Source organism: Rhizobium sp. 01L410 (assembly GCF_056400165.1).
The window spans coordinates 156,400-170,753 of the sequence record NZ_JBFTST010000002.1; the positions used below are offsets into that span (position 1 = coordinate 156,400).

Annotated in this window: 13 protein-coding genes; 9 read left to right on the top strand and 4 right to left on the bottom strand. The window is 62.2% G+C overall.

Features of this window, described 5'->3' with window-relative positions:
- The first annotated feature begins 38 nt into the window (after positions 1 to 38).
- Positions 39 to 1,304, top strand: coding sequence for an NAD(P)/FAD-dependent oxidoreductase (locus AC1DV9_RS05300; protein WP_477946553.1), 1,266 nt, complete (start codon positions 39 to 41; stop codon positions 1,302 to 1,304).
- A gap of 108 nt (positions 1,305 to 1,412) precedes the next feature.
- Here the strand turns inward: AC1DV9_RS05300 and AC1DV9_RS05305 are convergent, their stop codons facing one another.
- Complete coding sequence (locus tag AC1DV9_RS05305) at positions 1,413 to 2,459, bottom strand: NAD(P)-dependent alcohol dehydrogenase (RefSeq protein WP_112387057.1); 1,047 nt, start codon at positions 2,457 to 2,459, stop codon at positions 1,413 to 1,415.
- Positions 2,460 to 2,649: 190 nt separating this feature from the next.
- On the opposite strand from AC1DV9_RS05305, the gene AC1DV9_RS05310 reads away from it, so the two are divergent.
- The 3 genes from AC1DV9_RS05310 (at position 2,650) to ilvC (ending at position 5,391) form a co-directional block, all read left to right on the top strand.
- Positions 2,650 to 3,558 (top strand): AraC family transcriptional regulator, encoded by a 909-nt coding sequence (locus AC1DV9_RS05310; protein WP_310294736.1) that lies wholly within the window; start codon positions 2,650 to 2,652, stop codon positions 3,556 to 3,558.
- Between the two features lie 96 nt (positions 3,559 to 3,654).
- Positions 3,655 to 4,320 (top strand): TetR/AcrR family transcriptional regulator, encoded by a 666-nt coding sequence (locus AC1DV9_RS05315; protein ID WP_310294738.1) that lies wholly within the window; start codon positions 3,655 to 3,657, stop codon positions 4,318 to 4,320.
- Between the two features lie 51 nt (positions 4,321 to 4,371).
- Entirely contained in the window at positions 4,372 to 5,391 is a 1,020-nt protein-coding gene (gene ilvC, locus AC1DV9_RS05320) for a ketol-acid reductoisomerase (RefSeq protein WP_112387060.1), read from the top strand.
- 51 nt (positions 5,392 to 5,442) lie between these two features.
- Here ilvC and AC1DV9_RS05325 read toward each other — a convergent pair whose 3' ends face one another.
- Positions 5,443 to 6,030, bottom strand: coding sequence for a class I SAM-dependent methyltransferase (locus AC1DV9_RS05325; protein WP_477946554.1), 588 nt, complete (start codon positions 6,028 to 6,030; stop codon positions 5,443 to 5,445).
- 80 nt (positions 6,031 to 6,110) lie between these two features.
- Positions 6,111 to 7,211, bottom strand: coding sequence for a branched-chain amino acid aminotransferase (locus tag AC1DV9_RS05330; protein WP_112515956.1), 1,101 nt, complete (start codon positions 7,209 to 7,211; stop codon positions 6,111 to 6,113).
- Between the two features lie 283 nt (positions 7,212 to 7,494).
- On the opposite strand from AC1DV9_RS05330, the gene AC1DV9_RS05335 reads away from it, so the two are divergent.
- Positions 7,495 to 8,718 (top strand): aminotransferase-like domain-containing protein, encoded by a 1,224-nt coding sequence (locus AC1DV9_RS05335; RefSeq protein WP_477946555.1) that lies wholly within the window; start codon positions 7,495 to 7,497, stop codon positions 8,716 to 8,718.
- A gap of 132 nt (positions 8,719 to 8,850) precedes the next feature.
- The gene (locus AC1DV9_RS05340) at positions 8,851 to 9,297 is read left to right on the top strand and encodes a GNAT family N-acetyltransferase (RefSeq protein ID WP_477946557.1); all 447 of its coding nucleotides are present in this window, start codon (positions 8,851 to 8,853) and stop codon (positions 9,295 to 9,297) included.
- A gap of 57 nt (positions 9,298 to 9,354) precedes the next feature.
- Here AC1DV9_RS05340 and AC1DV9_RS05345 read toward each other — a convergent pair whose 3' ends face one another.
- A complete protein-coding gene (locus AC1DV9_RS05345; RefSeq protein WP_477946559.1) occupies positions 9,355 to 10,413 on the bottom strand; it encodes an aldo/keto reductase in 1,059 nt (352 codons plus the stop codon).
- 178 nt (positions 10,414 to 10,591) lie between these two features.
- Between AC1DV9_RS05345 and AC1DV9_RS05350 the strand changes: the two genes are divergently transcribed.
- Genes AC1DV9_RS05350 through AC1DV9_RS05360 form a run of 3 tightly spaced genes read left to right on the top strand, consistent with a single transcriptional unit; the run spans position 10,592 to position 14,299 of the window.
- Entirely contained in the window at positions 10,592 to 11,572 is a 981-nt protein-coding gene (locus AC1DV9_RS05350) for an ABC transporter substrate-binding protein (protein ID WP_477946561.1), read from the top strand.
- A 16-nt stretch (positions 11,573 to 11,588) separates the two neighbouring features.
- On the top strand, positions 11,589 to 13,283 hold the full coding sequence (locus AC1DV9_RS05355) for an ABC transporter permease (protein ID WP_477946563.1): 1,695 nt from the start codon (positions 11,589 to 11,591) through the stop codon (positions 13,281 to 13,283).
- Complete coding sequence (locus AC1DV9_RS05360; protein WP_477946565.1) at positions 13,271 to 14,299, top strand: ABC transporter ATP-binding protein; 1,029 nt, start codon at positions 13,271 to 13,273, stop codon at positions 14,297 to 14,299. The genes AC1DV9_RS05355 and AC1DV9_RS05360 overlap by 13 nt, the downstream gene beginning before the upstream one ends.
- Positions 14,300 to 14,354: the final 55 nt, after the last annotated feature.

A 14,354-nucleotide genomic window follows, 5' to 3' on the forward strand; every position in this document is an offset into this window, starting at 1 on the left:
ACATTGGCGTTGGCTGAATGGCGCACAAGGGGGTTGTCATGAGCGAACATCGCGTCGTCGTTGTCGGCGGCGGTTTCGGCGGGCTGCAGCTCGTCAACGATCTGAAGGGCGCAGGCGCGGCAATTACGCTCGTCGACCGGCGCAACCATCATCTTTTCCAGCCGCTGCTCTATCAGGTCGCAACGACCATCCTTTCCACCTCCGAGATCGCCTGGCCGATCCGCCATCTCTATGGCAACCGTCCTGACGTAACGACACTGCTCGGCGAGGTCGCCGGTGTCGATACCGCGGCAAAGACCGTCACCTTGCGTAACGGGATGTCGTTACCTTACGACACGCTGGTGCTCGCGACCGGTGCGACGCATGCCTATTTCGGCCGCGACGAGTGGGAGCCGGTGGCGCCCGGGCTGAAAACGCTGGAGGACGCGACGACCATCCGCCGCCGCCTGCTGATCGCCTTCGAACGTGCCGAGGTCGAAACCGATCCCGTTGCCCGCGAGGCGCTCCTGACCTTCACCATCGTTGGTGCCGGTCCGACAGGCGTGGAACTGGCCGGCATCATCGCCGAGCTGGCGCACAAGACCTTGCCCGGCGAGTTTCGCAACATCGATACCCACAAGACGCGGGTGGTGCTGGTCGAGGCCGGGCCGCGCGTGCTGCCGGCCTTTGCCGAGGAGCTGTCGGCCTACGCGCAGCGCGAGCTCGAAAAGCTCGGCGTCGAGGTGCATCTTCGCGAACCCGTCACCAATTGCAGTGCCGAGGGTGTATCGATCGGCGAGAAATTCATTCCGAGCCGAACGATCGTCTGGGCTGCCGGCGTCCAGGCGTCGGCGGCGGCGAAATGGCTGGGTGTGGAGGCCGACCGGGCAGGGCGTGCCGTGGTCGAGAAGAACCTGACGGCGCCGGGCCTACCCGATGTCTTCGTCATCGGCGACACGGCGTCGGTGATCCAGGAGGGCGGCAAGCCAGTGCCGGGCATTGCGCCGGCCGCCAAGCAGCAGGGCGCCTATGCCGCGAAGGTCATTCGCGCCCGGATCGCGGGCAGGCAGCCGCCCGGCGATTTCCGCTATCGGCATCAGGGCAGCCTCGCTACGATCGGCCAGAGCGCGGCGATCATGGATTTCGGCAGGATCAAGCTGAAAGGGTGGCTCGCCTGGTGGGTCTGGGGCCTTGCCCACATCTACTTCCTGATCGGCACCCGCTCGCGCTTCGCCGTCGCCTGGAGCTGGCTGTGGATCTATCTCAGTGGCCAGCACAGCGCACGGCTGATTACCCAGAAGGAGACGATGCGGGAGGAGAATTAGGGGGGCCGGGCTTCCGCTTTTTGCAAGGCGGCGGTCCTCCTAGCGCCCCTCGTCTCTGTGACGAGCAAAGGAATGAGAGTGGTGCGTTTGGCACCACCCTCACAAAAATCAAGCTGCCAGCGAGGCGATGTCGATGACGAAGCGGTAGCGGACGTCACTCTTCAGGACGCGTTCGTAGGCTTCGTTGACCTGCTGGATGTTGATCTTCTCGATCTCCGAAACGATGTTGTGCTCGCCACAGAAATCCAGCATTTCCTGGGTTTCCTTGATCGAACCGATCATCGAGCCGGAGATGCTCTTGCGGCCCGGGATCAGCGAGAAGGCGTGAACCGGGATCGGGTTTTCGGGGGCGCCGACCACGACCATCGAGCCGTTGACCTTGAGCAGGCCGAGATAGGCATTCCAGTCGATTTCGGCGCTGACCGTGCAGATGATCAGGTCGAAGGTGCCGGCGAGCTTCGTGAAGGTCTCGGCATCGTTGGTGGCGTAATATTCCTTGGCGCCGAGCTTCAGGCCGTCTTCCTTCTTCGACAGCGACTGCGAGAGCACGGTGATGTCAGCGCCCATGGCGGCGCCGATCTTCACGCCCATATGGCCGAGACCGCCCATGCCGACGATTGCTACCTTCTTGCCGGGGCCGGCATTCCAGTGCTTCAGCGGCGAATAGAGGGTAATACCGGCGCAGAGCAACGGCGCGGAAGCGTCGAGCGGCAGGTTTTCCGGAATGGACAGGACGTAGCCTTCCTTGACGACGATCGAGTCGGAGTAACCGCCCTGGGTCGCCGTCTTGCCGTCGGCTTCGACGCTGTTGTAGGTGCCGACGAGGCCGGGCATGTACTGCTCGTTGTCGACATCGCGGCTGGCGCAGCCAACGCAGCTGTCGACGAAGCAGCCGACGCCGACGTGGTCGCCGACCTTGAATTTGGTGACGGCGGATCCGACGGCGGTGACGACGCCGGCGATTTCGTGGCCCGGAACGATCGGATAAACGGCGTTCTTCCACTCGTTGCGGACAGTGTGAATGTCCGAATGGCAAATGCCGGCAAACTTGATGTCGATGACGACGTCATCGGCATTGGGTTCGCGGCGTTCGAAGGTGAACGGCGTCAGCGGCTTGGATGCATCGGTAGCGGCGTAGCCTTTTGCGATGGGCATGGGTAGTTTCCTTCATTTCAGGGAGGGTGGAAGGGATGGCGGACTATGCCCCGGGTCGCATCAAAAGCGGTATAGCGATCCTGCAAGCTTTTTGTACGATCCTGCAAATCTCCTTGCGCAAGAGCACGATCCATCCCATCATTTGGGCAAGCGCCGCAGGCGTAATATCAAGAAAATAAACGGTAATGTTATGACGTTACATATTGGCCCCTTCGATGAGATGACATCGATCATTGCCCGTTATGCCAAGAAGGACGGGAATTCCGAAACGGCGATCGAGAACCTGCATGTGTTCAAGGGCAGCTGTCCGACACGGCTGCAGCACGTAGCCTACAAGCCGAGTTTCTCGCTGGTTCTCCAGGGCAGCAAGCGGCTGATGGTCGGCTCCGACGTGCATGTCTACGGCGCCGGTCAATATGTGCTGACGTCGCTCGATCTGCCTGTCGCCTCGCATGTGACGCAGGCGACGGCCGATGTTCCCTATCTCTGCTTCACGCTGTTCATCGACAGCGAGAAGCTGAGCGACCTGTTGCCGCGCACCAAGGTTTCGCGCGCCACGCCGTCGCCGGAGGATTCGCGCGGCCTGGTCGTGAAGACGGCGCCGCCGGAGCTGATCGATGCATCTGCCCGGCTGCTGCGGCTTCTCGACAATCCCGATGACATCGCCGCCATGGCGCCGCTGATCGAGCAGGAGATCTCCTACCGGCTACTGACGGGACCCGACGGTTCGCGGCTGCTCGATATGACGCTGGCGGAAAGCCAGAGCCACAAGGTTGCCCGCGCCGTCGCCTGGCTGCGGACGAATTTTGCCGAGGCGCTACGGATCGAGGCGCTGGCCGATCACGTCAGCATGAGCGTCTCGTCGCTGCATCACCATTTCAAGGCGGTGACGGCGATGACGCCGATGCAATATCAGAAGCAGCTGCGGCTGCACGAGGCGCGGCGCCTGCTTCTGACCGAGCGTGTGGACGTCGCTACCGCCGGCTACCGCGTCGGCTACCAGAGCCCGTCGCAATTCAGCCGCGAATATGGCCGCCTCTACGGTCTGCCGCCGCTGAAAGACATCGACGCCATGCGCGGGCAGATGGCCGCGGAATAGCCGCTGTTTTTTGATGCGTTGCAGCAACGAATTTCGCTTGACGGCGATTAGAGGCTCCGGCATAAGACGTCGCGAACCGTACGGTACGGTACGTATTTGGGAGCGCATATCGTGTCTGTCGAAACCTTGGAGCCCAGCGAATTTTCGCCGCGTCAGAACGCTGTTCTGGAGCAGGCGTTGCAGCTTCTCGTCGATGGCGGAGAAAAAGCGCTGACGACCTCGGGTGTGGCGCGCGCCGCCAACTGCTCGAAGGAAAGCCTCTACAAGTGGTTCGGCGACCGCGACGGCCTGCTGTCGGCGATGATCGCCTATCAGGCGAGCAAGGTACGCACTTTCGAGCGCAACGGTGAGCGCCTGACATCGGCCAGCCTGCATGATCACGTCGTCATCTTTGCGCGCGATCTGCTGGAGGTTCTGGCAGGCGACGTGTCGCTGGCGCTGAACCGGCTGGCGATCGGCCAGTCTCATCGCGACGGCTCCAAGCTCGGAAAGCTTTTGCTCGAACGCGGCCGCCGCCAGATCGATCGCCGCGCCATGGCGCTGATCGATGCCGGCAAGCGGGCAGGGCTCCTGCGCTTCCATGATGCCGATGAGGCATATCACACGCTTTACGGCCTGGTTGTCTCCGATCTGCATGTGCGCATGCTGCTCGGCGAGCCGGGCCTCAAGGATACCGCCCGTCAGGCGGAGAGGGCGGTTACCGCCTTCCTGCGTCTGTACGGAACGGAGAAGGTTCTCGCGGAAATGCCGGCACTCGCCTGATTTTCCGCTTCTATCAAACGATGCGACAAGCAAAAGGGAAGGAACTTTACAATGCGCGTCTATTACGATCGTGATGCCGATCTCAACCTGATCAAGTCCAAGAAGGTCGCCATCATCGGCTACGGTTCGCAGGGCCGCGCCCATGCGCTGAACCTGAAGGATTCAGGCGCACAGAACGTCGTCATCGGCCTGAAGGCCGGTTCGCCGACGATCAAGAAGGCCGAAGCTGACGGCTTCAAGGTCATGACCGTTGCCGAAGCTGCCGGCTGGGCCGATCTGATGATGATGGCGACCCCGGACGAGCTCCAGGCCGACATCTACAAGGCCGACATCGCTGCCAACATCCGTGACGGCGCTGCGATCGCTTTCGCCCACGGCCTCAACATCCATTTCGGCCTCATCGAGCCGAAGGCATCCGTCGACATCGTCATGATCGCGCCGAAGGGCCCGGGTCACACGGTTCGCGGCGAATACCAGAAGGGCGGCGGCGTTCCCTGCCTCGTTGCCGTTCACCAGAACGCTTCGGGCAACGCGCTTGAACTCGCTCTCTCCTACGCCTGCGGCGTCGGCGGCGGCCGTTCGGGCATCATCGAAACCAACTTCCGCGAAGAGTGCGAAACCGACCTCTTCGGCGAACAGGTCGTTCTCTGCGGCGGTCTCGTCGAGCTGATCCGCGCCGGTTTCGAAACCCTGACGGAAGCAGGCTATGCTCCTGAAATGGCTTATTTCGAATGCCTGCACGAAGTGAAGCTGATCGTCGACCTGATCTATGAAGGCGGTATCGCCAACATGAACTACTCGATCTCGAACACGGCAGAATGGGGCGAATACGTTACCGGCCCGCGCATCATCACGGCTGAAACCAAGGCTGAAATGAAGCGCGTTCTGCACGACATCCAGACCGGCAAGTTCACCTCGGATTGGATGCAGGAATACCGCGCAGGCGGCTCGCGCTTCAAGGGCATCCGCCGCATGAACGACAGCCACCAGATCGAAGAAGTCGGCGCCAAGCTGCGCGGCATGATGCCGTGGATCGGCAAGAACAAGCTGGTCGACAAGTCGGTCAACTAATCGCTTCCGCGACTGATTTTGCGAGAGGCCGGGCGCAAGCTCCGGCCTTTTTCATTTGCGAGCGGTTACAAAAAGCCAGCGGGTCGGCTTTCCGTCATAGCCGCCGCCATCGGCTTCCGAGAGCGCGATGTCGCGCCAGCTGCCTGAAGACAGGCATTCGGTCAGCCAATCGGCCGAAGGATAGTTGTAATAGCGGCCGAGGCTGTCATGGCCCTCGGATTCACCGCTCTTGAAGCTTGCATGCAGCGATGCGCCGGGCTTCAGCGCGCGGTGGATGCGGGTGAAGACATCGGGGAGTTCGGCGCGGGGAACATGCAGCAGGCTGGCTTCGGCCCAGACGCCATCGAACGTGCCCACCATCTCCAGGTCCTGAAAGCGCATCACCGTTACAGGCCTGCCGATCAGCTTTTCCGCCTGTTTGGCGAGTTCGGAGGAGCCATCGGTCGGCGTGACGTCGAAGCCTTTCTCCAGCATGTAGGCGCTGTCCTGCCCGCCGCCGCAGCCGAGCTCGAGGATTCTCGCGCCGGGTAGCAAGGCTGCGAGGAAAGCATCGAGCCGTGTCGCCGGAAGGCGGCGCTCGCGGGAGGCGTAGACCGCGGCGTTGCCGTCGTAGAAGGCTGAGGTTTCGTCCTTGGGCATTCTGTTCCTCTCCCTAAAGCAAGAAACCGGGCGTGAGGCCCGGTTTCCGTAGTGCGTGTCGTGTTTCGGCCAAATGCAGATCAGGCCGGAATGAGGCGGGTCCAGCCGCGCTCGTCATTGGTGGTGCCCTTCTGCAGGCCGACGAGCTGTTGGCGCAGGTCGGTGGTCAGCTTGCCGGTCTGGCCGTCGCCGACCAGGAATTCGCCGCCGGCATGGCGGACGAGGCCGATACCGGCGAGAACGGCGGCCGTTCCGCAGGCGAAGGCTTCGACGAGCTTGCCGCTCTTGGCATCGGCCTGCCATTCGGCGAAGGAATAGGGGCGCTGTTCAACGCGCAGGCCCTTTTCTTCGGCAAGCACGATGACGGAAGCGCGGGTGATGCCGGGCAGGATGGTGCCGCCGAGGGGCGGGGTGACGACGGATCCGTCATTCATGACGAAGAAGACGTTCATGCCGCCGAGCTCTTCCACCCAGCGGTGCTCGGCTGCGTCGAGGAAGACGACCTGGTCGCATTCCTTCTTTGAGGCTTCTGCCTGTGCCACGAGGCTGGCTGCATAGTTGCCGCCGCATTTTGCTGCACCGGTGCCGCCCGCGGCTGCGCGGGTATATTCGGTCTCGACCCAGAGGGAGACGGCCTTGGCGCCGCCCTTGAAATAGGCGCCGACCGGCGAGGCGATGACGCAGAAGATATATTCCTGCGCAGGGCGAACGCCGAGGAATGCCTCATTGGCGAACATGAAAGGGCGAAGGTAGAGGCTGGCATCACCCGTGGGGATCCAGTTCTTGTCGACACGGACGAGCTCCTCGACGGCCTTCAGGAACAGTTCTTCCGGCACTGCGGGCATTGCCATGCGGGCGGCAGACTGGGCAAAACGGCGGGCATTTTCTTCCGGCCGGAAAAGCAGTACGCGGCCATCATCGGCCTTATAGGCCTTCATGCCCTCGAAGATTTCCTGGGCGTAGTGCAGCACGGCGCTCGCCGGGTCGAGTTCCAGCGGGCGGCGGGCGGTAACCTTTGCGTCGTGCCAGCCCTTGTCGGCCGTCCATTTCGCCAGAACCATGTGATCGGTAAAGACTTTGCCGAAGCCGGGCGTTTCGATCGCCTTGGTGCGGTCTGCGTCGGAGACAGGAGATTTGTGGAATTCGATTGTGATTTCAGGAGAGGGCGACGTCGCGGTCATTGCTGGCACCTTGGTAGTCCATTGAATAATGGGCGGCACACTACTGCTGCCGCCCCCGTTTTGGAAAGGTCTGTTTCGCCGAGTTTCCGCATTTCGTGAGCGGAATCATGGCGGGATGCGGCGAATGTCCGGGGAATTCCGCCCGATTTCCGTATGAGCAGGCCTTCTGGATGCCAATCCGTACGAACTTGTCACCGCGACAAGAAAATAGGTCAGCATTGTTGACATAAATTCCGGACCGTGATGATCTGCTGATATTATAAAAAGAGTGCGAGGAAACCCCATGTTGAACTGGGATGAAATGTTTGCGACGCGTTCGTCGCGGATGCGTGCGTCTGAGATTCGCGAGCTGCTGAAACTGCTCGACCAGCCCGATATCATCTCCTTTGCCGGCGGCATTCCGGATCCGGCGCTGTTTCCGGACAAGGAATTCAAGGCTGCCTATGCCGCTATCTTCGACGGGGCAGCGGTCAATTCGGCGCTGCAATATTCCGTCAGCGAAGGCTACAAGCCGCTGCGCGAATGGCTGGTGACGCAGATGGCCGGGCTCGGCATTGCCTGCGAGACCGAAAATGTCTTCATCGTCTCGGGTTCGCAGCAGGGTCTCGATTATCTCGGCAAGCTGTTCCTGTCGCCCAAGGATACCGCGCTGGTCACCTGGCCGACCTATCTCGGTGCGCTGCAGGCGTTCAACGCCTATGAGCCGTCCTATGACCAGCTGACGCCGAATGGCAACCGGACGCCGGACAGCTATCGCGCGGCGGCCGAAAAGAATGACGGCAAGGTAAAGTTCGCCTATCTCTCCGCCGATTTCTCCAATCCGACCGGCGAGAGTGTCGATCGCGAGGGGCGCGAAAAGGTGCTGGCGCTGGCCGAAGAGCTGGATGTCGCGGTTATCGAAGACGCCGCCTATCAGAACCTGCGCTATGACGGCGAGGCGATCCCGCCGATCCTGGCGCTCGAGATCGCCAGGAAGGGTCATATCAACCTTACCCGCACGATCTATTGCGGCAGTTTCTCGAAGACGCTGGCGCCCGGTCTGCGCGTCGGCTTCATCGTTGCCAATTCGCAGGTCATCCGCAAGCTGGTGCTAATGAAACAGGCGGCTGACCTGCATTCCTCGACCATCAACCAGATGGCGATTGCCGAGGTTGCCGAACGTGGTTTCGATGCGCAGGTGGCGAAGATCAAGGCGGCCTACAGCCATCGCCGCGATGCGATGCTTGATGCCCTTGCGCGGCACATGCCTGCCGGCGTCAGCTGGACGAAGCCCGAGGGCGGGATGTTCATCTGGATCACCCTGCCTGAGGGCATGGATGGCGCGGCGCTGCTTACCAAATCGATCGAGACCACAAGGGTGGCCTTCGTGCCCGGCAAGGCCTTCTTCGCCGACGGCTCGGGCGCCAACACCATCCGCCTCAGTTTCTCCTGCGCCAACGATGCGATGATCGAGGAGGGCATCGGCCGCCTCGGCAGGCTGGTGGCCGGTGAGATTGGTGCGCTTTAGGGGGCATGGCGAGAGATCGCGCTCCCCTGCCGCTCACGCTGTTCGTTGCCTTAGTTTCCGCACGGATGCTTGGTTGCATCGACTCGCCTCGCGCTGCATCTTCCCGCCAATTTCGAAGTTTGAGGGAAGACGATGAGCGGGATCAAGATCAGGAGTGCTACTCCGCCGGATGTCGAGGAATTGGCAAAACTGATGGCCGAGCTGGGCTATCCGACAACGTCGGACAAAATGGCCGCCCGAATCGAGCGGCTGACCGACCGTGAGGACTACGCGATCTTCGTCGCCGCTGACGATGGTGCAGTGGCGGGAATGATCGCCTTGTCCATCATTCCTACTCTCTATCGAGACGATCTCGATGGCGCCATCACAGCGCTGGTCGTTTCCTCGAACTTCAGAGGCAAAGGTATCGCAGGACTGTTGGTCGCTCATGGCGAGCGCTGGCTTTATGACCGTGGCGCCCGTCTTGCGACAGTGAAACCCAGCTCCCGCCGCGAAGACGCGCACCGCCTCTACGAACGTTGCGGGTATCAACATACCGGGTTGAGATTTACGAAGACGCTTGAAGGGCTCGGCGAATAACTGTTCGCTGATCGCAAAGGAAATCGGCGCCCGAGGGCGCCGATCATGCTGTGATATTTACTGGTTGAGATGCGGGGCGAGCAGTTCGAGATCGGCCTCGCTCAACCTGTCGCTCGCCGTGTTGCGCTGGTGCCAGTAGGGATAGAGGAGCGGCGGGACGCTGACGTCGTCGAGGCGCTTGCGCTCTTCGGCGGTCAACGTCAGTTCGGCCGCGGCGAGATTATCCTTGAACTGCGCTTCGGTGCGTCCGCCGATGACGACTGAAGTCACCGCCCGGCGGCCGATCAGCCAGGCGAGGGCTACCTGGGCGGCCGAGACACCGCGGCTTTCGGCAACCGAGACCAGCACGTCGACGATATTCCAAAGGCGGTTCTCGTCGCGGATCGGCGGCTCCGGCCAGCCTGCGAACTGGCGCGTGCCCTCGGGCGTTGCCTGATTGCGGCGATGCTTGCCGGAGAGCAGGCCGGCGGCCAGCGGGCTCCAGACGAGAACGCCGAGGCCCTGGTCGATCGACACGGGCAGCAGCTCGTATTCGGCGTCGCGGGCTTCCAGCGTGTAGTGGATCTGCTGGCTGACGAAGCGCTGGTAATTGTGCTCGCGGGAAACGCCGAGCGCCTTCATGATGTGCCAGCCGGAAAAGTTCGAGCAGCCGATATAGCGGACCTTGCCTTGGCGCACGAGCGTATCGAGCGCTTCCATGGTTTCCTCGACCGGCGTCTGGCCGTCCCATTCATGCAGCTGATAGAGATCGATGACATCGGTCTTCATGCGGCGCAGGCTTGCCTCGCAGGCTTCAATAAGGTGCTGGCGCGAGGAGCCGACGTCGTTCGGTCCGTCGCCCATGCGGAAGCGGGCCTTGGTGGCGAGCATGACGCCGCTTTTGCGCTTGCCGCCGAGCACTTCACCGATGATTTCCTCCGAGGCGCCGGACGAATAGACGTCGGCGGTATCGATCAGGTTGACGCCGGCATCCAGGCACATGTCGACGAGGCGGCTTGCCTCAGCCACGTCCTGGCTGCCGGTTGCCTTGGCCCAGCCGACGCCGCCGAAGGTCATGGTGCCCATGGTGACTGTCGAGATTTTCAGGCCGGAACGGCCAAGCAGACGGTATTCCATAATTCTCTCTCCCAAAATTTGAACGGAAACACGCAATCCGCCGCAAGAAAATAGCGCCGGCGCGCTGCGGTCAAGCGCAGAGCCGATGTCACGCCTCCGGCATCTTTGGCCGGATGTCACAATCATGTTATTCGGCCTGTCTATGGAACGGCTAACATTCACGCTCAGGGATATCGCCATGAACAAGAAGCTCTCCGCACTGGCCGCGCTGATCGCGGCAGGTCTTGCCTCCGTTTCGGCCCATGCCGGCAATCTGGTTCTCTATACCAGCCAGCCGAACGAGGACGCGCAGGCGACCGTCGATGGCTTCATGGCCGCCAATCCCGACATCAAGGTCGATTGGGTCCGCGACGGCACGCCGAAGATCATGGCGAAGCTGCAGGCCGAGATCGAAGCCGGTAATCCGGTTGCCGACGTGCTGCTGATCGCCGACACCGTCACGCTCGAGCGCCTGAAGGAAGCGGGCAAGCTGCTCGCGTACAAGTCGCCTGAAGCCGTCAATTTCGACGCGGCGCTCTACGATGCCGACGGCTACTACTATTCGACCAAGCTGATCACGACAGGCATCATGTACAACACCTCGGCCGGCATGAAGCCGACGAGCTGGAAGGATTTGGCAAAGCCCGAGGCCAAGGGTCTCGTGACCATGCCGAGCCCGCTGACCTCCGGTGCGGCGCTGATCCATGCACAGACGCTGGCGGCCGTTCCGGGCCTCGGCTGGGATTACTACAAGGCGCTCGCCGGCAATGGTGCTACGGCTGCTGGTGGCAACGGCGCGATCCTGAAGTCGGTGGCTTCGGGCGAAAAAGCTTACGGCGTCGTCGTCGATTACATGCCGATCCGCGAAAAGGCCAAGGGCGCGCCCGTCGAATTCGTCTTTCCGGAAGAGGGCGTCTCGGCCGTGACCGAACCGGTCGGCATTCTCGCCGGTGCCAAGAATGCCGACGCGGCGAAGAAGTTCGTCGATTACGTTCTGTCGGAAAAAGGCCAGGAAGGCTTCCTGAAACTCGGCTATATTCCGGCCCGCAACGGCATGAAGGTTCCGGAAGGCTTTCCGGCACGCGACAGCATCAAGGTGCTGCCGATCAATGCCGCTGAAGCACTGAAGAACACGGATCAGGATCTGAAGACCTTCTCGGGCATCTACGGATCGAATTGATCGAACCGGATCGCCGATGCAAGGTTATGTTCGTCCGGGAAACAGCCAGCCAGTCTGGCTGTTTCCTTTTATCGTTCTGGTGGTGCTTATTCTCAGCGTTCTGCCGCTGGCGCGGCTTGCCGCCGCCGGGATTGAGGCATTCGCAGAGGGCGGCGCAGCAGCGGTACTCTCCGATCCGGCACTCTGGTCGGCGACCTATTACACGCTGGTGACCGCCATTCTCGGCACCGTCATTTCTCTGGTCATCGGCTGCATCTTCGCCTTCGTGCTGACGCTGACGGATATCCGCGGCAGGGGGCTCGTGTGCTTCCTTTTCGTGCTGCCGATGATGATCCCGCCGCAGGTGACGGCACTTGCCTGGGTGCAGATGTCCGGACCCTCCAGTCCGCTTCTGAAGGCGCTGCACATCGCGCCGCCGCTCGGTACACCTCAGCCGCTTTATTCGCTTGGCGGCATCGCGCTGCTCTACGGTGTGCAGCATGCGCCACTGGTTTACCTGGCGCTGCGGGCCAGTCTGATGAGCCTGCCGCGCGATGGCGTCGAGGCGGCGCGGCTATCGGGTGCGTCGAGCCTTCGCGTGTTCCGCGATATCATTCTGCCACTGTCACTGCCCGGCGTCATCGCGGGTGCGGCGATATCCTTCGTTTCATGCACCGGCAATTTCGGCATCCCCGCCATTCTCGGCATTCCGGCATCGATCTATACGCTGCCGACGCTGATCTTCTCGAAATTCTCGGCCTTCACCAGCCGGACGTTCGGCGATGTTGCGCTGCTCTCCGCCATCATCGCGCTGATCTCGGTCACCGGTCTGGCGATCCAGGACCGGGCGCTGCGCGGCCGCGATTACAGGGTGCTGGGCTTGTCGGGGGCAACCGCTGCCTTCGAGATCGGATCGTGGAAATTTTTCTTCACACCGCTTCTCTGGCTCATCCTGTTCTTGATGCTGGCTGCGCCGTTCTTTGCGCTCGTCGCCGGTGCGCTTGTGCCCGCCTATGGCGTGCCGCTGACATTCAAGACCATGACCTTCCATGCCTTCGACGAGATCCTGTTCCGGCAGGCGGTGACGCGGACGGCCTTCGTCAATTCGCTGTCGCTGGCCGCAGGTGCCGCGGTATGTCTCCTTCTGGTGACAGTCCTGACCGCTTACGCGCTGAGCCGCCGCCGCGATCTCCTGGCGCGTGCCGTCTCGAGCGTGATCGAAATTCCTTATTCGCTGCCGGGCATCGTCGTCGCCGTCTCGTTCATCCTCGTCTTTGCCGCGCCGCTGCCGGTGCTCAACATCACGCTCTACGGCACGGTCTGGATCATTCTGCTCGCCTATCTGTCGAGCTTCTTCGCCGTCAGCCTGAAGCCCGTCGTCAGCGCCTTCCATCAGCTGGATCCGGCGCTGGAAGAGGCGGCGCGTCTTGCGGGCGCCGGCTTTTTCCGTAGGTTGGCCGATATCATCGTGCCGCTGATTGCGCCGGCGGCCGGTGCCTCGGTCATTCTCGTCTTTCTGATCGCCTGCAATGAGCTCACGATTTCGGCGCTGCTCTGGTCGGCGGGGACGCAGACGCTCGGCGTGGCGATCTACAATCTCGACGACAGCGGCAGCTCGGACCTCGCTTCGGCGCTGTCGGTGCTTGTCGTTCTGATGGTCGTTTTCATGATGCTGCTTCTGGAATTGCTGGCAAAGCGGCTGCCCAAGGGAGTGGTGCCGTGGCGAAACTGACGCTCAATCATGTCAGCAAGGATTTCGGCACCGGGCGAGCGGCGGTCGACGGTCTGTCGCTCGGTGTGCGCGAGGGCGGGTTCCTGGCGCTGCTCGGTCCTTCCGGTTGCGGCAAGACGACGGTTCTGAGGATGATCGCCGGTTTCGAGACGCCGACGGACGGTTCGATCCATCTCGGCGAGCGGCTCCTTGCCGATGCATCGCAATCGCTGCCGCCCGAGAAGCGCAACATGGCGATGGTCTTCCAGTCCTACGCGCTGTGGCCGCATATGAGCGTCGCCGACAATGCCGGCTATCCGCTCAAGGTCAGGGGCATCTCCGGCGATGCCTATCGCCGCAAGGTGCAGGAGGCGCTGGCGACCGTTCGGCTTGGCGACTATGCAGATCGGCGTCCTGCCGACCTTTCGGGCGGCCAGCGGCAGCGCGTGGCGCTGGCACGCTGCCTGGTGACGTCGCCAGATGTCGTGCTGCTCGACGAGCCGCTCGCCAATCTCGACCGCCACCTGAAGCAGGAGATGGAAGAGACATTTCGCGAGTTTCACCAGCGTTCGGGCGCGACGATGATCTATGTGACGCATGACCAGAGCGAGGCGATGGCCCTGGCGACCGATGTCGCCGTGATGTCCGAAGGACGGCTGCTGCAGGTCGCGCCACCCGCCGAAATCTATGCCCGTCCGGAGGGGCGCATGGTCGGCGGATTGATCGGCCGCGGCGCGATCCTTCACCTGAAGTCTCCTGCCGGTGACGTCAGGCTTCTCGATTGGGAGGCGATGCGTGAGGCGCTCGGCGGCGCTGCTGCCGATGGCCCCGGCTGCGATATCCTCGTTCGCCCTGAAAATGTGACCGTTGGCGGCGAGGGTATCCCTGCGCTGGTCGAATCCGTGCTGTTCGAGGGCGAGCGCTACGCGCTGAAGCTGTCGCTGGCCGATGGGCAGATCCTGCGCGCTTTCAGCCGCGAGCCGGTTTCGGCGGGCGACCGGCTGGCTGTTACCGTGCGGTCGGCCTGGCGGCTCTGATCGCTTTGCGGCCTTCACGAAAGCGATTTTCGACTCTACTAATGGCTGCGATGCC

Coding starts and splice junctions, on each gene's coding strand:
- AC1DV9_RS05345 (WP_477946559.1), bottom strand. CDS start 10,413: ATGGAATACCGTCTGCTTGGCCGTTCCGGCCTGAAAATCTCGACAGTC.
- ilvC (WP_112387060.1), top strand. CDS start 4,372: ATGCGCGTCTATTACGATCGTGATGCCGATCTCAACCTGATCAAGTCC.
- AC1DV9_RS05325 (WP_477946554.1), bottom strand. CDS start 6,030: ATGCCCAAGGACGAAACCTCAGCCTTCTACGACGGCAACGCCGCGGTC.
- AC1DV9_RS05335 (WP_477946555.1), top strand. CDS start 7,495: ATGTTGAACTGGGATGAAATGTTTGCGACGCGTTCGTCGCGGATGCGT.
- AC1DV9_RS05310 (WP_310294736.1), top strand. CDS start 2,650: ATGACGTTACATATTGGCCCCTTCGATGAGATGACATCGATCATTGCC.
- AC1DV9_RS05350 (WP_477946561.1), top strand. CDS start 10,592: ATGAACAAGAAGCTCTCCGCACTGGCCGCGCTGATCGCGGCAGGTCTT.
- AC1DV9_RS05340 (WP_477946557.1), top strand. CDS start 8,851: ATGAGCGGGATCAAGATCAGGAGTGCTACTCCGCCGGATGTCGAGGAA.
- AC1DV9_RS05330 (WP_112515956.1), bottom strand. CDS start 7,211: ATGACCGCGACGTCGCCCTCTCCTGAAATCACAATCGAATTCCACAAA.
- AC1DV9_RS05305 (WP_112387057.1), bottom strand. CDS start 2,459: ATGCCCATCGCAAAAGGCTACGCCGCTACCGATGCATCCAAGCCGCTG.
- AC1DV9_RS05300 (WP_477946553.1), top strand. CDS start 39: ATGAGCGAACATCGCGTCGTCGTTGTCGGCGGCGGTTTCGGCGGGCTG.
- AC1DV9_RS05355 (WP_477946563.1), top strand. CDS start 11,589: ATGCAAGGTTATGTTCGTCCGGGAAACAGCCAGCCAGTCTGGCTGTTT.